At 64.4% G+C, this 22,509-nt stretch carries 19 protein-coding genes; 9 read left to right on the forward strand and 10 right to left on the reverse strand.

Annotation, left to right across the window (positions count from 1 at the left end):
* Window positions 1–32 precede the first annotated feature (32 nt).
* Genes aroK through KF707C_RS26565 form a run of 6 tightly spaced genes read right to left on the reverse strand, consistent with a single transcriptional unit; the run spans window position 33 to window position 5,560 of the window.
* Window positions 33–551, reverse strand: a complete 519-nt coding sequence (gene aroK, locus KF707C_RS26540; protein ID WP_081608093.1) for a shikimate kinase AroK — start codon at window positions 549–551, stop codon at window positions 33–35.
* A gap of 5 nt (window positions 552–556) precedes the next feature.
* Window positions 557–2,668 (reverse strand): type IV pilus secretin PilQ family protein, encoded by a 2,112-nt coding sequence (gene pilQ / locus KF707C_RS26545; RefSeq protein WP_036993218.1) that lies wholly within the window; start codon window positions 2,666–2,668, stop codon window positions 557–559.
* Between the two features lie 54 nt (window positions 2,669–2,722).
* The gene (pilP, locus tag KF707C_RS26550; protein WP_003453191.1) at window positions 2,723–3,259 is read right to left on the reverse strand and encodes a type 4a pilus biogenesis lipoprotein PilP; all 537 of its coding nucleotides are present in this window, start codon (window positions 3,257–3,259) and stop codon (window positions 2,723–2,725) included.
* A complete protein-coding gene (gene pilO / locus KF707C_RS26555) occupies window positions 3,256–3,879 on the reverse strand; it encodes a type 4a pilus biogenesis protein PilO (protein WP_003453193.1) in 624 nt (207 codons plus the stop codon). Before pilO ends, pilP begins: the two co-directional genes overlap by 4 nt.
* Window positions 3,876–4,496 (reverse strand): type 4a pilus biogenesis protein PilN, encoded by a 621-nt coding sequence (gene pilN, locus KF707C_RS26560; protein ID WP_003453194.1) that lies wholly within the window; start codon window positions 4,494–4,496, stop codon window positions 3,876–3,878. Before pilN ends, pilO begins: the two co-directional genes overlap by 4 nt.
* Window positions 4,496–5,560, reverse strand: a complete 1,065-nt coding sequence (locus KF707C_RS26565; protein ID WP_036993220.1) for a pilus assembly protein PilM — start codon at window positions 5,558–5,560, stop codon at window positions 4,496–4,498. Before KF707C_RS26565 ends, pilN begins: the two co-directional genes overlap by 1 nt.
* 373 nt (window positions 5,561–5,933) lie before the next feature.
* Here KF707C_RS26565 and KF707C_RS26570 point away from each other — a divergent pair, with 373 nt between their 5' ends.
* Window positions 5,934–8,180: a penicillin-binding protein 1A gene (locus tag KF707C_RS26570; RefSeq protein WP_394296134.1), complete on the forward strand. Its 2,247-nt coding sequence runs from the start codon at window positions 5,934–5,936 to the stop codon at window positions 8,178–8,180.
* A gap of 64 nt (window positions 8,181–8,244) precedes the next feature.
* Here the strand turns inward: KF707C_RS26570 and KF707C_RS26575 are convergent, their stop codons facing one another.
* From KF707C_RS26575 to rpmE, 4 genes are all read right to left on the reverse strand, one after another.
* Window positions 8,245–9,513, reverse strand: a complete 1,269-nt coding sequence (locus KF707C_RS26575; protein WP_003453197.1) for a malic enzyme-like NAD(P)-binding protein — start codon at window positions 9,511–9,513, stop codon at window positions 8,245–8,247.
* Window positions 9,514–9,613: 100 nt separating this feature from the next.
* Complete coding sequence (locus KF707C_RS26580; protein WP_036993222.1) at window positions 9,614–11,068, reverse strand: M48 family metalloprotease; 1,455 nt, start codon at window positions 11,066–11,068, stop codon at window positions 9,614–9,616.
* Window positions 11,065–11,865, reverse strand: coding sequence for a thermonuclease family protein (locus KF707C_RS26585; protein WP_003453199.1), 801 nt, complete (start codon window positions 11,863–11,865; stop codon window positions 11,065–11,067). Before KF707C_RS26585 ends, KF707C_RS26580 begins: the two co-directional genes overlap by 4 nt.
* A gap of 26 nt (window positions 11,866–11,891) precedes the next feature.
* On the reverse strand, window positions 11,892–12,104 hold the full coding sequence (rpmE, locus tag KF707C_RS26590) for a 50S ribosomal protein L31 (RefSeq protein ID WP_003453200.1): 213 nt from the start codon (window positions 12,102–12,104) through the stop codon (window positions 11,892–11,894).
* Between the two features lie 166 nt (window positions 12,105–12,270).
* Here rpmE and KF707C_RS26595 point away from each other — a divergent pair, with 166 nt between their 5' ends.
* The 8 genes from KF707C_RS26595 (at window position 12,271) to phaZ (ending at window position 22,487) form a co-directional block, all read left to right on the forward strand.
* Window positions 12,271–14,493 (forward strand): primosomal protein N', encoded by a 2,223-nt coding sequence (locus KF707C_RS26595; RefSeq protein ID WP_003453201.1) that lies wholly within the window; start codon window positions 12,271–12,273, stop codon window positions 14,491–14,493.
* Between the two features lie 127 nt (window positions 14,494–14,620).
* Window positions 14,621–16,360, forward strand: coding sequence for an arginine--tRNA ligase (gene argS / locus KF707C_RS26600; protein ID WP_003453202.1), 1,740 nt, complete (start codon window positions 14,621–14,623; stop codon window positions 16,358–16,360).
* Between the two features lie 6 nt (window positions 16,361–16,366).
* Entirely contained in the window at window positions 16,367–17,065 is a 699-nt protein-coding gene (locus tag KF707C_RS26605) for an SPOR domain-containing protein (protein WP_003453203.1), read from the forward strand.
* A 95-nt stretch (window positions 17,066–17,160) separates the two neighbouring features.
* A complete protein-coding gene (gene hslV / locus KF707C_RS26610; protein ID WP_003453205.1) occupies window positions 17,161–17,691 on the forward strand; it encodes an ATP-dependent protease subunit HslV in 531 nt (176 codons plus the stop codon).
* Window positions 17,692–17,720: 29 nt separating this feature from the next.
* The gene (gene hslU, locus KF707C_RS26615) at window positions 17,721–19,058 is read left to right on the forward strand and encodes an HslU--HslV peptidase ATPase subunit (RefSeq protein ID WP_003453207.1); all 1,338 of its coding nucleotides are present in this window, start codon (window positions 17,721–17,723) and stop codon (window positions 19,056–19,058) included.
* A 90-nt stretch (window positions 19,059–19,148) separates the two neighbouring features.
* On the forward strand, window positions 19,149–19,523 hold the full coding sequence (locus KF707C_RS26620) for a gamma-butyrobetaine hydroxylase-like domain-containing protein (protein WP_003453209.1): 375 nt from the start codon (window positions 19,149–19,151) through the stop codon (window positions 19,521–19,523).
* Window positions 19,524–19,799: 276 nt separating this feature from the next.
* A complete protein-coding gene (gene phaC, locus KF707C_RS26625; protein ID WP_003453210.1) occupies window positions 19,800–21,479 on the forward strand; it encodes a class II poly(R)-hydroxyalkanoic acid synthase in 1,680 nt (559 codons plus the stop codon).
* Between the two features lie 150 nt (window positions 21,480–21,629).
* Entirely contained in the window at window positions 21,630–22,487 is an 858-nt protein-coding gene (gene phaZ, locus KF707C_RS26630; RefSeq protein WP_003453211.1) for a poly(3-hydroxyalkanoate) depolymerase, read from the forward strand.
* Window positions 22,488–22,509: the final 22 nt, after the last annotated feature.

Raw genomic sequence — 22,509 nt, forward strand, 5'->3', positions numbered from 1 at the left:
GGGCTAAAGAATAGCGCAGTTCCGCCCTCGCTTTAACGGGGCGGCAGTTTCTGCAATCGCGCCAGGATTTCCTGCACCACCAGACGCGGCGGCCGCTCATCCGTCTCGATGATGATATCGGCGATCTCGCGATAGAGCGGATCACGAATCGCCATCAGATCACGCAGGACCTTGCCCGGATCAGCGGTCCGCAACAGCGGTCGATTGCGGTCCCTCGCGGTACGCTCGATCTGCTGCTCCACCGAAGTGTGCAGATAGACGACGCGCCCGCCGGCACGCAGGGCCTGGCGATTGGCCGGGCGCAAAACCGCGCCACCGCCTGTGGCGAGGACGACACCGTCCTCTTCACAGATCTCCTCGATCATCGCCTGTTCGCGGTCCCTGAATCCCTGTTCGCCCTCGACATCGAATATCCAGGGGATATCGGCACCGGTACGCTGTTCGATTTCCTTATCGGAGTCCTTGAAGGGAAGACGCAGTTCTTTAGCAAGCAAACGCCCGATGGTGCTTTTTCCAGCTCCCATCGGGCCAATAAGGATCAGATTTCGCACCGATATCAGCGACTCACCGCAATGGCCTGGTTATTCATGATGCGGGGGGTGAGGAATACCAGGAGCTCGGATTTCTTGTCCTGAACCACGTCGCGACGGAACATGCGGCCGAGGAAGGGCAGGTCGCCGAGGAAGGGCACCTTGTCCACCGCCTTGGTTTGGGTGTTGGAGAATACCCCACCTATCACGATGGTTTCACCATCGTTCACCAGTACCTTGGCGTTAACCTCGTTCTTGTTGATGGGCGGTACACCGTTCAGGGCGTTGCCGAAGTCCGGCGCATCCTTGGTGACCTTCACTTCCATGATGATGCGGTTGTCCGGCGTGATCTGCGGAGTGACCTCCAGGGACAGCGCGGCTTCCTTGAAGGAGGTGCTGGTGGCGCCACTGGAGCTCGCCTCCTGGTAGGGAATCTCGGCGCCCTTCAGGATCTTTGCAGTCTCCTTGTCGGAAGTGACCACCTTGGGCTGAGAAACGATCTCGCCATTACCGGTTTTCTCCATCGCCGACAGTTCAAGGTCAAGGATGGTGTTGTCGGTGATGAAGCCGATACCGATGCTGGAAGTGGCCCCGGTGGCACCCAGGTCGACGAACGGGGCGTTGGCCAGCAGCGGGTTGTTGGCGTTACCCGCCGCCGGACGGCCATTGCCGCCGCCGCCGATCACGAAGTTGTTGTCACCGACGCTGGCACCGCGCCAATTCACGCCCAGCGCCTTGTCGTAGTCCACGTTGGCCTCGACGATGCGGGCCTCGATCATCACCTGGCGGACGGGAATATCCAGTTGGGTGACGATACGGCGCAGCTCGTCCAGCTTGTCCTGGGTCTGGTAGGCGATGATGCTGTTGGTCCGGTCATCCACGGTGATGGAGCCGCGCTCATCGGTGCCGGCGGCACTCGGATCGCCACTGGTGACCGACTGGAACAGCTTGGCGATGTCAGCCGCCTTGGCATAGTTCACCTGAATCAGCTCACGGCGCAGGGGAGCCAGTTCTGCGATCTGCTTCTGCGATTCCAGTTCCTGGCGCTCGCGGGCCGCGATCTCGTCAGCCGGCGCCACCAGGAGCACATTGCCCACCTTGCGCTTGTCCAGGCCCTTGGTCTTCAGCACCAGGTCCAGCGCCTGATCCCAGGGCACGTTCTGCAGCCGCAGGGTGATATTGCCCTGCACTGTATCGGACGCCACCAGGTTCAGGTCAGTGAAATCGGCGATCAGCTGAAGCACCGAGCGAACGTCGATATCCTGGAAGTTCAGGGAGAGCTTTTCACCCGAGTAGGCGAAACGCTCGGCCTTGCGCTTCTCGACGTCATCCTGGGTCAGCGGCTTGATGCTGACGGTCAGCTTGTTGTCGGTCTGGTACGCCAGGTAATCGTAGAAGCCGGTGGGCTCGATGCTGATGCTGGCGTCATTGCCCGAACCGGCGGCACTGACGAACTGCACCGGGGTGGCGAAGTCCTTCACATCCAGACGGACACGCAAGGGTTCCGGCAACTGGGTCTTGGCGAAGTTGAGGCGGATGCGACCGCCCTGCTCCTGGATGTCCGGGCTCACGCTCGGATCGGACAGGGTGATGACTACATTGCCCTCACCCTGCTCTCCACGCTGGAAATCGATGTTCTCGATGGTACGTCCGACGCGGGCATAGCTCTTGGCCGGCTGCGCGGCGCTCAGGGGCGCAGCCACGGGCGCCGGCGCGGCGGCGACGGGACGTGGTGCGGCGGGCGCCGCCGGAGCCGAGGCGGACTCACCCACCAGCACATAGAGGTTACGACCCTCCACGCGCGTACTGTAAGGCACGAGTGTGGACAGGTTGATGATCAGTCGAGTGCGATCCTTGGCCTCCACCACGGTCAGGCTGCGGGCATTGCCAACGCCCAGTTCGCGGTTCTTCGTGCCCAGCTTGTTGGACACCCCAGGCAGGTCCAGGGCTATGCGCGCCGGCTGCTCGATGGTGTATCCGCGCGGCGCCACCACCGGCTCGTCGAAGGCCAGCTTGAGTTCGACCCTGTCGCCCGGCAGGGCCGCGACATCCAGGGACTGCAAGTCAGCCGCCAGCAGCGCCGGCGACAGCAGGGCGGCCAAGAGCGTGATACCAAGGCGCGATAGCGAGCTTTTCATCATCGGATTCCGTTGTGCAGACCGGTCATTATTCTTCATCGGTTCACCTCGCACTCAAGAAGAGCGCTCCCTCAGCGCGAGGGTACGCGGACGTTCCAGCCATCCGCCCTCCCCGTCCGGGACAATTTCCACCACATCCACCTTGGCTTCGTCGATCGCGACGATGCGGCCGTGGTTGCGCCCCAGGTAATCCCCCACCTTGACTCGGTGCACCCCTCCCGCACCACTGATCAGGGCGAAGCGCCCCCCCGTGTTGGACAAGGTGCCCACCATCTGGAAGGACTCGATATTGAAGCCCTCGAGGAACTGCTTCACCCGCGTTTCGTCCGGACGGATGTCCTTCGATCCCTTCTGCTGCTGCGTCAGGTCAATCTTGATCGGCGGCTGGAAGGGGCTGCGCAATGCTGCAGCACTGTAGGTGAAGGCCTCGTAGGGCTGGAACTTCGGCAGGGGCTCGATGGAACCCTTGGGACGGGCGCGCACCTCGTCCATGTAGGCTTGCAGGTCGCCGAAATCGTTGCCGACACCACAGCCGGACAAGGTGGCGAACATCAGGGCGCAGAGCGCCAGGCGGGCGCGGGCACTACTCATTTCTGCAGCCCCTTGTCGTTGTAGCGATAGGTCTTGGCCAGGATCGACATGCGCAGCTTGGAACCACCCGCCTGATCCAGCGGCTTGATCTCGAAGTCATGCAGGGTGACGATCCGCGGCAGGCTCGACACACCGCTGACGAAGGTGGCCAGATCGTGATAGCCACCGACCACGGAGATCCGGATCGGCAGCTCGATGTAGAACTGCTGCGTGGCCTCGGGCAGCAGCTTGATCTCTTCGAACTCCAGGCCACTGCCCAGACCGGTACGGGTAATGTCCTCCAGCAGCCCAGGCACTTCGGTGTCACTCGGCAGTTGGCGCAACAACGCGCCGAAGGAGGTTTCCATCTCCTTCATCTGATCCTTGTAGGCCTCCAGGTTGGCCGCCTGGAACGCCTTGGTGGCGAACTGCTGCTTGAGGGTCGCCTCCTCGGCACGCTTCGAGTCCAGCTGGCTCTCCAGGTCCTTGAGGTGGAAGTTGTACCCCAGCGCCAGTACCAGAACGAGCAGCAGGATGCAGGTGATCACCTTGACCGCCAGCGGCCAGGAACCCAGGTTATTCAGGTCAAGATCGGCCAGATCGATCTTGCGCAGGTTTTCGATGGATTCGGACAGGCTCATTTTTTCGTGGCTCCTGCCTTGACGGCCGCAGGCTTGGCGGCGGATTTCTTGAGGGCCTCTTCCTCTTCGACCCCCGGCTGGGTCTGCTGCACGGTGAGCTGGAAGACGTTGGCCTGATCCACCGCCCCGGCTGTGACGGCCTTCACTTCGGTGAGGTTGGGCGAGGTCAACCACTCGGACGCATCCAGGTTGCGCATGAGGTTGGAAACCCGATTGTTCGACTCCGCCGCCCCCACGATGGCGATGCTCTTGCCGGTCATTTTCAGGCCGGTGAAGAAGACGCCATCGGGCAGGGTCCGCACCAACTGGTCGAACACGCGACCGATGATCGGACGGTTGCCCTGCAGGTCCTGGATGATCTTCATCCGCTCAAGGAGTTGCTGACGGCGGGTCTTGAGCTCGCTGATCTCCTTGATTCGCGCATCCAGAACGGCAATTTCCTTGCGCACATAATCATTGCGTGCCTGCTGGTTCTCGATGGCGTTGTTCAGGTACTGGTCACCCAGGAACACCGCACCAGCGCCGATGGCCAGGATCGCACCCAGGGCCACCAGAAAACGCTGCTTGCGTTCTTCGCGTAACTGCTCGCGCCAAGGGAGTAGGTTGATGCGTGCCATCAGTCGAAACTCCTCATGGCCAGACCGCAGGCAATCATCAGTGCCGGCGCATCACTGGCCAGCGCACCGGCGTTGACCTTGCTGCTCAACGCCATGTCGGCGAAGGGATTGGCTACCAAGGTCGGCGTGCCGATTCGCTGCTGGATCAGACGATCCAGGTCGGGAATCGATGCCGTGCCCCCCGCCAGCAGGATGTAGTCCACATCGTTGAACTGGCCTGCGGCGAAGAAGAACTGGAGGGAACGGGAAACCTGCTGGACGACGGCATCCTTGAACGGTTGCAACACCTCGCTGTCGTAGTCATCCGGAAGACCGCCCTGCTTCTTGGCGAGGCCGGCCTCCTCCACCGACAGCCCATAGCGGCGCTGTATTTCCTCGGTGAGCTGGCGGCCACCGAAAAGCTGCTCGCGGGTATAGATGGTTCGACCGTTGTGCAGGACGCTGAGCGTAGTCATGGTGGCGCCGATGTCGACGACGGCCACCGTCAGCCCATCATGGGCGTCGCCCAACTGCGCAGAAAGCAGGGAGTAGGCGCGCTCAAGGGCATAGGCCTCGACATCCACCACCTTTGCATTGAGTCCGGCCAGCGCAAGGGCGGCCTCGCGGACCTCGACGTTCTCCTTCCGACAGGCGGCCAGCAGCACGTCGACACGATCAGGGTTGCGCGCGGAAGGGCCCTGGACCTCGAAATCGATGGCCACCTCCTCCAGCGGATAGGGGATGTACTGATCGGCCTCGATCTTCAGCTGGTTCTCCATGTCATCATCGGAGAGCCCGGCTTCCATCTCGATGGTCTTGGTGATCACCGCCGAACCGGCAACGGCCACCGCTGCGGCCTTGACGCCGGTGCGGGCCTTGGTGATCACCCGGGAAATCGCCTGCCCTACCCCCTCCAGTTCGGCAATGTTCTTCTCGACCACTGCGTTTGGCGGGAGCGGCTCGACGGCGTAGGACTCCACCTTGTAGCGGGTTCCCGAGCGACTCAATTCAAGGAGCTTGACTGAGGTCGAGCTTATGTCGATCCCCAACAGCGAATTCGCTTTCTTATTGAAGAGCCCTAGCACGACCGATTTCCTATCAGCGTCCGAGACTTACGGACGATTTATGTTTTTCCACATTAAATAGCAGTCTTGACAGAAGCGCAAATGGCTCCCCCGGAAAAAAAACGCTTATAATGTGATCGGCTTTTGCCTTTTATCATCACCTTCCGCTTAACCCGTTCTTTTGCCTGGAAATCCACAAGCCTTGATACGTCTGCTGAAGTTTTTCTGGTGGTCCTTCGTTGCTGTTTTCTGTGGCCTGCTGCTCAGTTTCAGCGGTGCGTACCTCTATCTTAGCCCCACCCTTCCGTCCGTCGACTCACTGCGCCGGATCCAGCTGCAGATCCCCCTGAGGGTCTACAGCAGCGACGGCAAGCTGATCGCGGAGTTCGGCGAAATGCGCCGCTCCCCGGTGCGTTTCGCCGACATCCCGCCGGATTTCATCCAGGCACTGCTGGCCGCCGAGGATGACAATTTCGCAAATCATTATGGCGTCGACCTTACCAGCCTGATGCGCGCTGCCACGCAATTATTGAAGACCGGCCACATCCAGACAGGCGGCAGCACCATCACCATGCAGGTGGCGAAGAACTACTTCCTCACCAGCGAAAGAAGTTTCTCTCGCAAGATCAATGAAATACTGCTGGCCCTGCAGATTGAACGGGAACTCAGCAAGAACGAGATCCTTGAACTTTATGTGAACAAGATCTACCTCGGGAATCGTGCTTACGGTATCGAGGCTGCCGCGCAGGTCTATTACGGCAAGTCCATTCGCGAACTCAGCCTGGCGCAGATGGCCATGATTGCCGGCCTGCCCAAAGCCCCCTCGCGCTTCAACCCTCTGGTCAACCCGACCCGCAGCAAGGAGCGCAGGGACTGGATCCTCGGTCGCATGTACAAGCTGGGCCGCATCGACGAGGCCCGTTATCAACTGGCGATCAACGAACCCATCGACGCGAGCTACCACGTCCCCACCCCGGAACTGGCCGCCCCCTACGTTGCCGAGATGGCCCGCGCCGAAATGGTCGGCCGTTACGGCAGCGACGCCTACACCGAAGGCTTCCGCGTCACGACCACCGTGCCCAGCAATCTGCAGGAAGCCGCCAATACGGCCCTGCGGGAAGGCCTGATCGAGTACGACCAGCGCCATGGCTATCGCGGACCGGAAACCCGCCTTCCCGGCATGACACGGGAAACCTGGCTACAGGAGCTGGCCAAGCAGAAATCCCTCGGAGGCCTGGAGCCTGCGATCGTGACCCAGGTAGAGAAGAGCGGCATCCTGGTATTGACCCGCAACGGCCAGGAAGAGGCGGTGGGCTGGGACACCATGAAATGGGCGCGTCCCTTCCTCAACACCAACAGCCTGGGCCCTCGGCCGCAGCAGCCGGCCGACGTCACCCAGGTAGGCGACCTGGTCCGCGTGCAGCGCCAGCCCGATGGCAGCCTGCGCTTCGTCCAGTTGCCCGCGGCCCAGAGCGCCCTGGTCTCCCTCGATCCGGAGAATGGCGCCATCCGCGCGCTGGTGGGCGGTTTCTCCTTCGAGCAAAGCAACTACAACCGTGCCGCACAGGCCAAGCGCCAGCCGGGATCCAGCTTCAAACCCTTCCTTTATGCCGCCGCCCTGGACAACGGTTTCACCGCCGCGAGCCTGGTAAACGACGCCCCTATCGTCTTCCAGGAGGCGGGCATGGAAGAAGCCTGGCGCCCGAAGAACGACAACAACACCTTCCTGGGCCCCATCCGCCTGCGAGAGGCCCTCTACAAGTCGCGCAACCTGGTGTCGATCCGCGTCCTGCAGGCCGTCGGTATCGACTACGCCCTGAACTACGTCAGCCGCTTCGGCTTCAACAAGGATGACCTGCCACGCAACCTGTCCCTGGCCCTGGGTACCGCCAACCTGACACCCCTGGAAATCGCGGGTGGCTGGAGCGTCTTCGCCAATGGTGGCTACAAGGTCCAGCCCTACCTGATCGAGCGTATCGAGAGCCGGGATGGCAAGTCGCTGTTCGTCGCCAATCCGCCCCGGGTTCCCCAGGGCGAAGAACAGCCCGAAACCACAGCCCAGAGCAGTGCGGCGCCGGACACCCTGCTGGCCTCGGTCGATACCTCGACTCCCCAATCTCAATCCCCTGCCGTCGCGGAGCGCATCGTCGACCCACGCACCACCTACATCCTCAACAGCATGCTGCAGGACGTCATCAAGCGGGGTACCGGACGCCGCGCGCTGGCCATGGGCCGCACCGACATCGCGGGCAAGACCGGCACCACCAACGAGTCGAAGGACAGCTGGTTCTCCGGCTACAACGCCGACCTCGTCACGACCGTCTGGGCAGGCTTCGATCAACCGGAAAGCCTGGGTCGTCACGAATACGGGGGCACCGTAGCCTTGCCGATCTGGATGAACTACATGAGCGCCGCGCTCAAGGACAAGCCACCTCATGTCCAGGCCGAGCCCGCCGGTCTCCTGACCCTGCGCATCGACTCACTGAGTGGCCGCGCAGCAAGCCCCGGCATGCCGGACGCCTTCTTCGAGCTGTTCAAGAGCGAGGACACGCCTCCGCCCATGAGCGAGTTCGAACCCGGCCTCGCCATCCCCGGCAGCCCACTGCCCGCCGACGAAGCGGCCCCCATCGACCTGTTCTAGGTTTCAAACGCCCAATAAAAAACCCCGCGATCAGCGGGGTTTTTTTTTATTGGGCGAAGCCGGCTCAGCCGTTGAAAACCTCGTCCACCGAAGTCAGCGGGTAGTGCTTCGGATAGGGCAGGGTCGCGACGCCGGACTCGATGGCGGCCTTGGCCACGGCATCGGAGACAACGGTGATCAGACGCTTGTCCATCGGCTTCGGAATGATGTACTCACGGCCGAACTCCAGGGACTCGACACCATAGGCGTCGCAGACATCCTTCGGTACCGGCAGCTTGGCCAGGTCACGCAGGGCCAGGGCGGCGGCGATCTTCATTTCCTCGTTGATGCGGGTGGCACGAACGTCCAGGGCACCCCGGAAAATGAAGGGGAAGCCCAGCACGTTGTTGACCTGGTTCGGGTAGTCGGAGCGGCCAGTCGCCATGATCACGTCATTGCGGGTCTCGTGGGCCAGTTCCGGCTTGATTTCCGGATCCGGGTTGGAGCAGGCGAACACGATCGGGTTGGCCGCCATGCGCTTGAGGTCTTCAGGGCTCAGCAGGTTGGCGCCGGACAGACCGACGAACACGTCCGCACCGTCCAGAGCCTCGGACAGGGTGCGCTTGTCGGTCTCGTGGGCGAACACCGCCTTGTACTGGTTCAGGTCGTCACGACCGGCATGGACAACGCCTTTGCGGTCGATCATGAAGATGTTCTCGACCTGGGCACCCATGCTCACCAGCAGCTTCATGCAGGAAATGGCAGCAGCGCCGGCGCCCAGGCAGACGATCTTGGCTTCCGGCAGGGACTTGCCGGCGATTTCCAGGGCATTGAGCATACCGGCGGCGGTCACGATCGCGGTGCCGTGCTGGTCATCGTGGAAAACGGGAATGTCGCACTGCTCGATCAGGGTACGCTCGATCTCGAAGCACTCGGGCGCCTTGATGTCTTCGAGGTTGATACCACCGAAGGTGATGGAAATGCGCTTGACGGTGTCGATGAAGGCCTGCGGGCTCTCGGCATCGACCTCGATGTCGAACACGTCGATGCCAGCGAAGCGCTTGAACAGCACGCCCTTGCCTTCCATGACCGGCTTGGAGGCCAGCGGACCGAGATTGCCAAGACCGAGAATCGCGGTGCCATCGGAAATGACCGCTACCAGGTTGCCCTTGCCGGTGTACTTGAAGGCCAGTTCAGGATCACGCGCGATTTCGCGTACCGGCTCGGCGACGCCCGGGCTGTAGGCCAGCGAAAGATCGCGGGCGGTGGCAGTCGGCTTGGTCAACTCGACACTGAGTTTCCCGGGGCGGGGTTGGGCATGGTATTCGAGAGCGGCCGTTTTCAGATCAGACATTTTGGCATTTCCGCTTTTTTGCTGTGACAGACGTGACGGGCGAGGATACGCAAGATGCCGGGGGCTAACAAGACCGTTCAGTCACTCTACGTCAAGCCCTCTAACGTACGACTTTTAGCCAATCCCCAGGCTTCGGCTCGCCGATTGGATACAAATTATTAAGTAATCGGATACGATTTTCCAGATCCATTTCGACACCAGGCAACTTGCTCTCCCGAGCCAGGCTGGCGATCGTCTGACCGGGCTTCACCTGGATCAGGTGAAGGCGCAACGGTTGGGCCAGAGCAAACTCTTCCTTCTTCATGGGACGGAAGCTACGGATGACGGAAAGGAATTTGTCATCCTCACTTTCCAGGGACGCCCCGCCACGGATCACTCCTACAAAAAGATAGGCCTTGTCGTCCTTGTAAAGCACTGCCGCACGTCGTGCGGGAGTGCCAGGCAATATCGCCGTCGCCCCAGGCAGATCGCCCGCCTTCAGGCTCTCCTCCATGGACAGGCGCTGTCCACCCGCCTTCTGCCGCAGGTAGTCCGCCGGCGAGACCGCCGGCTTTCGACCGTCCAGGGTCATGGCAACGAAAGCCTGCTGGTCGGCACTATGGACGATCACCGCGTCCGGACGATTCACCAGCCCCCAGCCCTCGGGGAAATGCAGCGTGAAGCCCAGTTCGGCATGGTAGAAGTCCTGACCACGACGCACCCCGCTCTCCGCCGAATCACCGAAAGCCAGTCCCTCCAGGTGCCGGAGGAACACCTCTCGATTGGTCGCCTGGTTGCCGACAGCCAGGGCCCTGGCCGGGCCCACCACCTGTTGCAGGCGGGTATCGTTGTCCGGATGGGTGTCGAACACGCCGTGATAACCCGAAGGCGGCGCCTCCTTGCCCAACCGCCGGGCCTCGGCGCGGGCGAAGGCTTCCTGATTCCCCAATACCTTGACCACCTCGATCATGGCCTGCGGATCGTAGCCACTGCGCGCGAGGTACTGGGCCCCCAGGCCATCCGCCTCCAGCTCCATGTCGCGACCGTAGCCCCGCACGAAGGCGGTGCCGAGCACATTGGTCAGATCCGCCGCCGCGCCGACACCCGTCCCGATCGCGACGGCCTGCCCCAGGATATTCCAGGCCGTGGACTGGCTCTGCTGCTGCACACTGTGCCGCGCCGTGACATGCCCTACCTCATGGGCGAGCACCGCCGCCAGCTCGGCCTCGGAGTTCAGGTAGGCCAGGAGCCCACGATGGATATAGATGTAGCCACCCGGCAGGGCGAAGGCATTGATGTCAGGCGAGTCCACCAGGGTGAACTGGTAGGTGATGTCATTGCGATGACTGTGACGGGCGACCCTCTGCCCCACCTGCTGCACATAGGCCTGCAGTTTCTCGTCGGCATAACGCGGGTTCTGCCTGGCGATTTCCTGGTTGTAGCGACGGCCTAGATCCAGCTCCTGCTGCTCGCTCATCATCACGAAATTGGTCTTGCCGGTGGCCGGGTTGACTGCGCAACCCGACATCAGGAAAACAGCGAGCAGCAGCGCCAGCACGAGCGCAGGGGGACTCATCGAATCACCTCGATCATTCCGTCGTGGGTAAGGGGGAGCATCCAGCGGGAATTCGCGCTATTTACGCCGCGCCCAGGCCCACGGTCAATCACCCAGCCCCTGGCCTCCACGCGCCGCCCGATCAGCCGGTCCAGCGCCCGAGCGTCGAAGCTGCGCAGCCGCCTCCTTTCGATGCGCAACACCAGGGGGCCATCCAACTGCAGCCAGGCGCCGCCCTGATTCCGCTCAACCCGGATCACCCGCCCCTGCACCAGGGCAAAGCCGGACCGGCCAACCTGCCACGCGGAGCGCTGGGGCGGACGACGCCACAAGCCTCGTCCCGCGCGACGCGCCGTCCGCTCGGCTGCGGCATGACAGCTCACCAGGGCATCATTGGGCGTGAAGGCGATATGAAACCCGAGCCCTTCAGCCAGCAGCCGAGCTTCCAGGTTGCGCCCGTGACGATCATAGAGGTGAGCCAGGGTACGCCCGTAGCGATCGCGGGGCTCTCGCCCGACCCTCAGCGCCACCCGCCCGCCGCTGCCCCGAACCAACTGCTCCAGTCGCTCGCGGGCCTCGCGTGCGTAGGGCTCCGCCGGCCGCCCCTTGCGGGCCAGCTCAGGCGCGTTCAGGCCGATCAGGCGGACACTGCGACCATCCACCAGGCGCAGGGTGTCGCCATCCACCACCTTGCGCACGTTGTAGGTCGGAAGCTTGCCCGGAATCGGGCAAGCGGCCTGTAAGGAAAAACTGATGAGCCAGAAAAAGAAAAAGGCGCCTGTCAAAGGCGCCTTCTTCGTCAGCGGGGATCCGGCCATGGGCCTTTCCCGGTCTATTCGGGCCCTTACTTGGCGCCGAACACACCGAAACGCTGCTTGAAGCGATCGATACGGCCGCCGGTGTCCAGCACCTTCTGCTTGCCGGTGTAGAACGGGTGGCACTCGGAGCACACGTCCAGGCTGATGTTCTTGCCCAGGGTGGAGCGGGTCTTGATGACGTTGCCGCAGCTGCAGGTGGCTTCGATCGCTACGTATTCGGGATGGATTTCCGGTTTCATCGCTTGATCCTCAGGTCTGGCGTGCCGCCACCCGACCCTATGTCGAGCACCGCACGGAAACAGGCGGCGGATGATACCAGAGTGAAAGCCCGATGCAACACGCAAGCCGCGCCGGCCGTCGCTGGGAGCCATGCTAAGATCGCGGCTTTTGAGCCGGGACCCGCCCGTGTCCGACGCCCCCATCCTGCGCCTCGCCCTACCCTCTCCCTTGCGCCGCCTGTTCGACTACCTGGCGCCTGCCGGCGTGCCCCGCACCGCCCTGCAGCCCGGCGTGCGCCTGCGAGTACCCTTCGGCCGCCGCGAGATCATCGGCGTGCTGGTGGAGCTGGCCGAGAACAGCGAGGTACCGAAGGACAAGCTGAAGCCTGCATTGGCGCTGCTCGACCCGCACCCTCCGCTGCCCCCATCGCTGTTCAAGCTGTGCCTCTGGACCGCCCAGTACTACCAGCACAGCCTGGGCGACACCCTGAGCTGGGCATTGCCGGTACTGCTGCGCCAGGGCGAGCCCGCCGAGGCGCGGCAGGAGCGCTTCTGGCACATCGCGCCGGGCGCCAGCCCCGACGACCCGCGCCTGGCCCGGGCGCCGCGCCAGCGACAGGCCCTGTCCACCCTCGCCCAGCATCCCCACGGTGTCGCCCATCAACTGCTCAGCCAGCTGCAGCTGAACAAGGACAGCCTGGACATCCTGCTGGACAAGGGGCTGGTCCGGGTGGAGGTGCGTCGCCACGCCCCCAGCGAGCGCCACGGCCCGCTGCTGGCCCAGCCGGAACTGCCCCTGAACCCCGAGCAGCGCGCAGCCTTCGACGCGGTCCACGCATCCTTCGGCCGCTTCAATGCCCTGCTCCTGGCGGGCGTCACCGGCAGCGGCAAGACCGAGGTCTACCTGCAGTTGATCCGCCAGGCCCTGGAAGCCGGCAAGCAGGCACTGGTGCTAATCCCCGAGATCAACCTCGGCCCCCAGACCCTCGAACGTTTCTCGCGCCGCTTCAACGCCCGTATCGCCCTGCTGCACTCGGCCGTGAACGACCGCGAGCGCCTGGATGCCTGGCTCGCGGCGCGGGACGGCGAGGCCGATATCATCATCGGCACCCGCTCGGCACTGTTCACGCCGATGAAGCGTCCCGGGCTGATCATCATCGACGAGGAGCACGACGCTTCCTATAAACAGCAGGAAGGCCTGCGCTACCACGCCCGCGACCTCGCCCTGGTGCGCGCGCGCCAGGAAAACATCCCGATTCTCCTCGGCTCGGCGACACCCTCGCTGGAAAGCCTGCAGAATGCCCACGCCGGGCGATACGGCCTGCTCCGCCTCACCCAGCGGGCCGGCGGCGCCCGCCAGCCGCGCTTCCTGCGCCTGGACGTGAAGAGCCTGCCGCTGGACTCCGGCATTTCCATGCCCCTCCAGCAGGCGATCACCCAGACCCTCGCCGCAGGCCAGCAGGTTCTGGTGTTCCTCAACCGTCGTGGCTTCGCCCCCACCCTGCTCTGCCACGACTGCGGCTGGATCAGCCAGTGCCCCCGCTGCGACGCGCGCATGACCCTGCACCAGCGCCACAACGAACTGCGCTGTCACCACTGCGGCCACAGCCAGCGCCAGCCGGCCAACTGCCCTGATTGCGGACGAGTGGACCTGCGCCCCGTGGGCGCCGGCACCGAACGCGCCGAAGAGCGGCTGGCGATCCTTTTCCCGAAAACGCCCGTGTTGCGCATCGACCGCGACAGCACGGCGCGCAAGGACGCCATGGACAAGCTCTTCGCCACCATCCAGCGGGGCGAACCCTGCATCCTGGTGGGCACCCAGATGCTCGCCAAGGGCCACCACTTCCCCCGGGTGACCCTGGTGGCCATCCTCGATGCCGATGGCGGCCTGTTCTCCGCGGATTTCCGAGCCAGCGAACGCATGGCCCAGCTCATCGTCCAGGTGGCGGGCCGCGCCGGACGGGCCGAGGAACCGGGCCGGGTGATCATCCAGACCCACCTCGCCGATCACCCGCTGCTGGTGCAACTGACCGAGCAGGGCTACTTCGCCTTCGCCGAACAGGCCCTGTCCGAGCGCCGCGCCGCCGGACTGCCGCCCTTCGCCCACCTCGCCCTGCTCCGCGCCGAGGCCCACAAGCCGGGCCAGGCGGAGGAGTTCCTCGACCACGCCTGCGCCGAAGCCGAACTGCAACTGGCGGAGCTGGGCATCAGCGGCGTCGAGCTGCTGGGGCCGGTGCCCGCCCCCATGGAACGCCGCGCCGGGCGCTATCGCGCGCAACTCCTGCTCCAGGCCAACGCCCGGGCACCCCTGCATCGCCTCCTGACACCCTGGACACAGGCCCTCGAACAACTCCCGGGCGGCCGTGCGGTGCGCTGGTCCCTGGACGTGGACCCGATCGACCTGTTCTAGGACCGCCAACTGCATCTGCGCCGCGCAGCTTGCAGCTTAAAACTTGAAGCGGCGGGCGCAGCACGCGGATAATGCACAGTTTTCAACCAGCGCCAGCCCCGTTCCGGGGCGGCCGGAAGCGCAGAAGATGAAAGACACCATTCGCCAGCTGATCCAGCAAGCCCTGACCCGCCTCACCCAGGAGGGCGTGCTCCCCGAAGGCCTCAGCCCGGCCATCCAGGTGGAGAACACCAAGGACAAGAGCCACGGCGATTTCGCCAGCAACATCGCCATGATGCTGGCCAAGCCCGCCGGGCTGAAACCGCGCGACCTGGCCGAGAAGCTCATCAACGCCCTGCCCCAGGACGACCAGGTGGCCAAGGTGGAGATCGCCGGCCCCGGTTTCCTCAACTTCTTCCAGAACAGCCACGCTCTGGCCCAGCGCCTCGAGTCCGCGCTGGCCGACGACCGCCTCGGCGTGCGCAAGAACGGCCCGCAGCAGTGCGTGGTGGTGGACCTTTCCGCCCCGAACCTCGCCAAGGAAATGCACGTCGGCCACCTGCGCTCCACCATCATCGGCGACGCCGTGGCACGGGTTCTCGAGTTCCTCGGCGACCGCGTGATCCGCCAGAACCACGTCGGCGACTGGGGCACCCAGTTCGGCATGCTGCTGGCCTACATGCAGGAGCAGCCGGTGGGCAGCGACGCCGAGCTGGCCGACCTGGAAGGGTTCTATCGCGCGGCCAAGAAGCGCTTCGACGAGTCCGGCGAATTCGCCGACCGCGCCCGCGAGCTGGTGGTCAAGCTGCAGGCCGGCGACCCCGAATGCCTGAGTCTCTGGACCCGCTTCAACGACATCTCCCTGAGCCACTGCCAGGCCGTCTACGACCGCCTCGGCGTCAAGCTCACCATGGCCGACGTCAAGGGCGAGAGCGCCTACAACGACGACCTGCCCCAGGTGGTCGAGGACCTGCGCGCCAAGGGCCTGCTGACCGAAAGCGATGGCGCCCTCTGCGTCTTCATGGACGAGTTCAAGAACGCCGAAGGCAATCCGCTGCCGCTGATCGTGCAGAAGGCCGGCGGTGGCTACCTCTACGCCACCACCGACCTGGCCGCCACCCGCTACCGCAGCGGCGTACTCAAGGCCGACCGCGCACTCTACTTCGTCGACCAACGCCAGGCCCTGCATTTCCAGATGGTCTTCGCCGCCGCCCGCCTGGCCGGCTTCGTGCGCCCCGACTTCGAAATGGAACACATGGGCTTCGGCACCATGAACGGCGCCGACGGTCGTCCCTTCAAGACCCGCGACGGCGGCACCGTGAAGCTGATCGACCTGCTGGACGAAGCCGAACAGCGCGCCTTCGAACTGGTGAAAGGCAAGAACCCCGACCTCGACGACGCCGAGCTGCGCCAGATCGCCCGCGCCGTGGGCATCAGCGCGGTCAAGTACGCCGACCTGTCCAAGCACCGCACCAGCGACTACAGCTTCAACTTCGACCTGATGCTGAGCTTCGAGGGCAACACCGCGCCCTACCTGCTCTACGCCTACACCCGCGTTGCCAGCGTGTTCCGCAAGCTCGGCAAGGACTTCAGCGAAGTGGACGGCCGGATCGAACTGGTGGCCGAGCAGGAGCAGGCCCTGGCGGCCAAGCTGGCCCAGTTCGCCGACACCCTCGGCAATGTCGCCGAGAAAGGCGTGCCCCACATCCTCTGCGCCTACCTCTACGACCTCGCCGGCCTGTTCTCCAGCTTCTACGAGAACTGCCCGATCCTGGCCGCCGAAGACGAGGCCACCCAGAAGAGCCGCCTGCGCCTGGCCGCGTTGACCGGCCGCACCCTCAAGCAAGGCCTGGAACTGCTCGGCCTGCACACCCTGGAACGCATGTAACGGACTATGGCGAAGAAAAAACCCGCACCCAAGCGCGGCGCGAGCCGCTACCAGGCGCCGGCGAAGAAGCCGGTGCCCGGCTGGGTTTGGCTGGCCATCGGCCTGGTGATCGGTGGCTTCGTGGTCTTCCTGAACCAGCTGGAGCCCGGCCGTGACGAGGTTCGCCGAACCAAGCCCGAGCAGGCGACCGGCACTGGCACCAACGGCGGCAAGCCCCAGGCCAAGCCCACCACGCCGCCCCCCCAGGAACCGGTGAAGCCGAAGTACGACTTCTACACCCTGCTGCCGGAATCCGAGGTCATAGTGCCGCCGGAAGCGGTGCCGAAGGAGACGCCGCCTCCGGTCCAGCCGCAGAAGCCGGTGACGCCGGAAGAGGCCGCCAAGCTTGACGCCGCGCGGGCCCAGGCCGCCCTCAACGGCGAGGAAGTACCCCCTCCGCCGGTGGTGGCCAAGGCGCCGGTCACCAACCAGTTCTTCCTCCAGGCGGGGTCCTTCCGCAAGCGGGATGACGCCGACCGCGTGCGCGCCCAGATCATCCTGCTGGGGCAGAACGTGACGGTGGAATCCGGAACCGTCCGCGAGGAAACCTGGTACCGCGTGCTGGTCGGCCCCTTCGCCAACCGCGAGCAGCTCTCTTCCGCCCAAAAGCAGCTGGCCGGCAACGGCTTCAGCAACCTGTTGTTACAGCAACGGCAGAGCCGCTGAGCGGCCGGTGGCCTTGCCCGGTTGAAAACCCGGGCAAGGCCCCCATCTCTAGTCTTCATCCGGGCATATCGCCCCGCTGCGTGGAGACTCTCCCCTTGACCACCATCGTTTCAGTCCGCCGCAACGGCAAAGTCGTCATGGGCGGCGACGGCCAGGTTTCCCTCGGCAACACCGTCATGAAAGGCAACGCCAAGAAGGTACGTCGCCTGTACCACGGCCAGGTGCTGGCTGGATTCGCCGGCGCCACCGCCGATGCCTTCACCCTGTTCGAGCGTTTCGAGGGCCAGCTGGAGAAGCACCAGGGCCACCTGGTGCGCGCCGCCGTGGAACTGGCCAAGGACTGGCGTACCGACCGCTCGCTGAGCCGCCTGGAGGCCATGCTCGCCGTCGCCAACAAGGACGCCTCGCTGATCATCACCGGCAACGGCGACGTGGTCGAACCGGAACAGGGCCTGATCGCCATGGGTTCCGGCGGCGGCTTCGCCCAGGCGGCGGCCACCGCCCTGCTGCAACGTACCGACCTGTCGGCCCGGGAAATCACCGAGACCGCCCTGAACATCGCAGGCTCCATCTGCGTGTTCACCAACCAGAACCTGACCATCGAGGAGCTGGACAGCGCCGAGTGAGGCCGCCGTCCGGAACTGGAGCACTTTTCATGTCCATGACGCCCCGCGAAATCGTCCACGAACTCAACCGCCACATCGTGGGCCAGGATGACGCCAAGCGCGCCGTCGCCATTGCACTGCGCAACCGCTGGCGGCGCATGCAGCTGCCCGCCGAGCTGCGTGCCGAAGTCACCCCGAAGAACATCCTGATGATCGGCCCCACCGGCGTCGGCAAGACCGAGATCGCCCGGCGCCTGGCCAAGCTGGCCAACGCTCCCTTCATCAAGGTGGAAGCCACCAAGTTCACCGAAGTGGGCTACGTCGGCCGCGACGTCGAGTCCATCATCCGCGACCTGGCGGACGCCGCCGTGAAGATGATGCGCGAACAGGAAATGCACCGCGTCCGCTACCGCGCCGAGGACGCCGCCGAGGATCGCATCCTCGACGCCCTGCTGCCGCCGGCCCGCAGCGGCTTCGGCGACGAACAGCCCCGCGAGGACTCGAACACCCGCCAGCTGTTCCGCAAGCGCCTGCGCGAAGGCCAACTGGACGACAAGGAAATCGAGATCGAGGTGGCCGAATCCCCGGCCGGCGTGGAAATCATGGCCCCGCCGGGCATGGAGGAAATGACCAACCAGCTGCAGAGCCTGTTCTCCAACCTCGGCAAGGGCAAACGCAAGAGCCGCAAGCTGAAAGTCAAGGAAGCCCTGAAGCTGGTGCGCGACGAGGAAGCCGCGCGCCTGGTCAACGAGGAAGAGCTCAAGGCCGCCGCCCTGGAAGCGGTGGAGCAGAACGGCATCGTCTTCATCGACGAGATCGACAAGGTGGCCAAGCGCGGCAACACCAGCGGCGCCGACGTCTCCCGCGAAGGCGTGCAGCGTGACCTGCTGCCGCTGATCGAGGGCTGCACCGTCAACACCAAGCTGGGCATGGTCAAGACCGACCACATCCTGTTCATCGCCTCCGGCGCCTTCCACCTGGCCAAGCCCAGCGACCTGGTACCCGAGCTGCAGGGCCGCCTGCCGATCCGCGTGGAACTCAAGGCCCTCTCCCCCGAGGACTTCGAGCGCATCCTCACCGAACCCCACGCCTCGCTGACCGAGCAGTACAGCGCGCTGCTGAAGACCGAGGGCCTGAACATCGAGTTCGCCCAGGACGGCATCAAGCGCCTGGCGGAGATCGCCTGGCAGGTGAACGAGAAGACCGAGAACATCGGTGCGCGCCGCTTGCACACCCTGCTCGAACGCCTGTTGGAAGAAGTGTCCTTCAGCGCCGGGGACCTGGCCGCCCAGCATGACGAGAAACCGATCCTGATCGACGCCGCCTACGTCAACGGCCACCTGGGCGAACTGGCCCAGGACGAGGACCTGTCGAGGTATATCCTCTAAGTGACGGAACCGCTGGAGGCTGGAGGCTGGACGAAAGAGCGATCCGCGTTCAGCCTTGGGCCTCCAGCCCTCAAATCGGCTTTCAAGACCATGCGTACCCCCACCGCGATCAAACTCCACAAGGCTTCCCGCATCCTGGAGCTGCACTACGGCCCGGACGAGCGCTACCAGCTCAGCGCCGAATTCCTGCGGGTGCACTCCCCTTCCGCCGAGGTCCAGGGGCACGGCAAGCCGATCCTCCAGTACGGCAAGCTCAATGTCGGTCTCACAGGCCTGGAGCCGGCCGGCAACTATGCCCTGAAATTGACCTTCGACGACGGCCACGACAGCGGCCTCTTCACCTGGGACTACCTCTATCAGCTCGCCACCCGTCAGGAAACGCTCTGGAGCGACTATCTGCAGGAGCTGGAGGCCGCCGGGCGCTCCCGCGACCCCAACGAATCCGTCGTCAAACTGATGCTCTGAATCGGTGCGCACCCCGCCCCACCAGCGCCCGAGCCGCCCAAGGTTAGGGCGCATTTTCTAAAGTGCCGCGACATACTCCCGTTGCAGCGACCTCTCTGCGTTCAGCTTGCGCAAACTGACAAACTCGGGTAACCAATTTCTGGCAGGTTCCATGCATTTGGCACTGCCAGATGCAGAGAAATACGCGAAGTTCGCTTCGCCTTCCCGGTAACCCGAGCCTGTCAGCGCGCTGATCCAACAGGGCGCTGTTCGACTCAGGACAATGGAGCGTCGTAGATGAGCAACAAGAACAACGAAGACCTGCAGCGGCAGGCCACGGAGAACACCCTGAACCTCAATCCGGTGATAGGGATCCGTGGCAAGGACCTGTTGTCTTCCGCGCGGATGGTGCTGCTTCAGGCCATCAAGCAACCCTTCCACAGCGCCAGGCACGTCGCTCATTTCGGCCTGGAACTGAAGAACGTGCTGCTGGGCCAGTCCGGATTGCAACCGGAGGCCGACGATCGCCGCTTCAACGACCCGGCCTGGAGCCAGAACCCGCTGTACAGACGCTACCTGCAGACCTACCTGGCCTGGCGCAAGGAGCTGCACAACTGGATCGAGGAAAGCAACCTCTCGGAACAGGACACCAGCCGCGGCCACTTCGTCATCAACCTGATGACCGAAGCCATGGCGCCCACCAACAGCATGGCCAACCCGGCCGCGGTCAAACGTTTCTTCGAAACCGGCGGCAAGAGCCTGCTGGACGGTCTGTCCCACCTGGCCAAGGACCTGGTGAACAACGGCGGGATGCCGAGCCAGGTGAACATGGATGCCTTCGAGGTCGGCCAGAACCTCGCCACCACCGAGGGCGCGGTGGTGTACCGCAATGACGTGCTGGAGCTGATCCAGTACAAGCCCATCACCGAAAGCGTGCATGAGCGCCCGCTGCTGGTGGTGCCGCCGCAGATCAACAAGTTCTACGTCTTCGACCTCTCGCCGGAGAAGAGCCTGGCGCGCTTCTGCCTGCGCAACGGCCTGCAGACCTTCATCGTCAGCTGGCGCAACCCCACCAAGGCGCAGCGCGAGTGGGGCCTGTCCACCTATATCGAGGCGCTGAAGGAGACCATCGACGTCATCCTCAAGATCACCGGCGCCAAGGACCTGAACATGCTCGGGGCCTGCTCCGGCGGCATCACGACGGTCGCCCTGCTGGGCCACTACCAGGCCATCGGCGAGAACAAGGTCAACGCCTTCACCCAGATGGTCAGCGTGCTGGACTTCAACCTGGAGACCCAGGTAGCCCTGTTCGCCGACGAGCAGACCCTGGAAGCCGCCAAGCGCCGCTCCTACCAGGCCGGCGTCCTGGAAGGCAAGGACATGGCCAAGGTCTTCGCCTGGATGCGCCCCAACGACCTGATCTGGAACTACTGGGTCAACAACTACCTGCTGGGCAACGAGCCGCCGGCCTTCGACATCCTCTACTGGAACAACGACACCACCCGGCTACCCGCGGCCTTCCACGGCGAGCTGGTGGAGATGTTCAAGACCAACCCGCTGACCCGCCCCAACGCCCTGGAAGTCTGCGGCACCCCCATCGACCTCAAGCAGGTCACCTGCGACTTCTACTGCGTGGCCGGCACCACCGACCACATCACGCCCTGGGAAGCCTGCTACCGCTCGGCGCGCCTCTTGGGGGGCAAGTGCGAGTTCGTGCTGTCCAACAGCGGCCACATCCAGAGCATCCTCAACCCACCCGGCAACCCCAAGGCGCGCTTCTCCACCAGCAGCGACATGCCCGCCGATCCCAAGGCCTGGCTGGAGAACGCCACCAAGCACGCCGACTCCTGGTGGCTGCACTGGCAGCAGTGGATCACCGAGCGATCCGGCAAGACCAAGAAGGCCAGCTTCACCCTGGGCAACAAGGCCTTCCCGGCCGGCGAAGCGGCCCCCGGCACTTACGTACACGAGCGATGAGCCACTGCGCCCTGCGCACCACTGCCCATGGCACCAGGACGTGCCCCGCGCGCCGCCGGCCAGTGCCGGCGGCGCTGCCCAGGCGTCGCCTGGCAGATTCGGGGGGAGCCCAAGGCTCCCCCCGGCTTTCCAATCAATAGGGCCCTGCGCATGCCGCTACCTTTCGTCTTCCGCACCATCGAGCTGGACGGCCAGACCATCCGCACAGCCGTCCGCCCCGGTCAGTCGCACATGACACCGCTGCTGATCTTCAACGGCATCGGCGCCAACCTCGAACTGGTGTTCCCCTTCGTCCAGGCCCTGGACCCGGACCTGGAGGTGATCGCCTTCGACGTCCCCGGTGTCGGCGGTTCCTCCACGCCGAGCACGCCCTACCGCTTCTCCGGCCTGGCCAAGCTCGCGGCACGCATGCTGGACTACCTCGACTACGGCCAGGTCAGCGCCATCGGCGTGTCCTGGGGAGGCGCCCTGGCCCAGCAGTTCGCCCATGACTACCCGGAGCGCTGCAAGAAACTCATCCTCGCCGCCACCTCGGCCGGCGCCATCATGGTCCCAGGCAAGCCCAAGGTGCTCTGGCGCATGGCCAGTCCCCGGCGCTACATCCAGCCCTCCTACGGCGTGCACATCGCCCCGGATATCTATGGCGGCGCCTTCCGTCGCGACCCCAGCCTCGCCCTGGCCCACGCCAGCAAGGTGCGCTCGTCCGGAAAGATGGGCTACTACTGGCAACTGTTCGCCGGCCTCGGCTGGACCAGCATCCACTGGCTGCACCGCATCCGCCAGCCCACCCTGGTGCTGGCCGGCGACGACGACCCGATCATCCCCCTGGTGAACATGCGGCTGCTGGCCTGGCGCATCCCCAACGCGGAACTGCACGTGATCGACGATGGCCACCTGTTCCTGGTGACCCGCGCCGAGACCGTGGCGCCAATCATCATGAAGTTCCTCGCCGAAGAGCGCCGCCGGGCGGTAATCCACCCCCAGGCCGTGCCCTTGCGCAGTGGCTGACGAACCACCCGCTCCCTCCTGG

This window comes from Pseudomonas furukawaii, assembly GCF_002355475.1.
GTDB classification, from domain to species: domain Bacteria; phylum Pseudomonadota; class Gammaproteobacteria; order Pseudomonadales; family Pseudomonadaceae; genus Metapseudomonas; species Metapseudomonas furukawaii.

Coding starts and splice junctions, on each gene's coding strand:
- rpmE (WP_003453200.1), bottom strand. CDS start 12,104: ATGAAACCGGAAATCCATCCCGAATACGTAGCGATCGAAGCCACCTGC.
- KF707C_RS26575 (WP_003453197.1), bottom strand. CDS start 9,513: ATGTCTGATCTGAAAACGGCCGCTCTCGAATACCATGCCCAACCCCGC.
- hslU (WP_003453207.1), top strand. CDS start 17,721: ATGTCCATGACGCCCCGCGAAATCGTCCACGAACTCAACCGCCACATC.
- KF707C_RS26580 (WP_036993222.1), bottom strand. CDS start 11,068: ATGAGTCCCCCTGCGCTCGTGCTGGCGCTGCTGCTCGCTGTTTTCCTG.
- KF707C_RS26620 (WP_003453209.1), top strand. CDS start 19,149: ATGCGTACCCCCACCGCGATCAAACTCCACAAGGCTTCCCGCATCCTG.
- KF707C_RS26585 (WP_003453199.1), bottom strand. CDS start 11,865: ATGGCCGGATCCCCGCTGACGAAGAAGGCGCCTTTGACAGGCGCCTTT.
- phaZ (WP_003453211.1), top strand. CDS start 21,630: ATGCCGCTACCTTTCGTCTTCCGCACCATCGAGCTGGACGGCCAGACC.
- pilP (WP_003453191.1), bottom strand. CDS start 3,259: ATGAGTAGTGCCCGCGCCCGCCTGGCGCTCTGCGCCCTGATGTTCGCC.
- KF707C_RS26570 (WP_394296134.1), top strand. CDS start 5,934: ATGCGCCGCTCCCCGGTGCGTTTCGCCGACATCCCGCCGGATTTCATC.
- argS (WP_003453202.1), top strand. CDS start 14,621: ATGAAAGACACCATTCGCCAGCTGATCCAGCAAGCCCTGACCCGCCTC.
- pilO (WP_003453193.1), bottom strand. CDS start 3,879: ATGAGCCTGTCCGAATCCATCGAAAACCTGCGCAAGATCGATCTGGCC.
- pilN (WP_003453194.1), bottom strand. CDS start 4,496: ATGGCACGCATCAACCTACTCCCTTGGCGCGAGCAGTTACGCGAAGAA.
- KF707C_RS26605 (WP_003453203.1), top strand. CDS start 16,367: ATGGCGAAGAAAAAACCCGCACCCAAGCGCGGCGCGAGCCGCTACCAG.
- pilQ (WP_036993218.1), bottom strand. CDS start 2,668: ATGAAAAGCTCGCTATCGCGCCTTGGTATCACGCTCTTGGCCGCCCTG.
- phaC (WP_003453210.1), top strand. CDS start 19,800: ATGAGCAACAAGAACAACGAAGACCTGCAGCGGCAGGCCACGGAGAAC.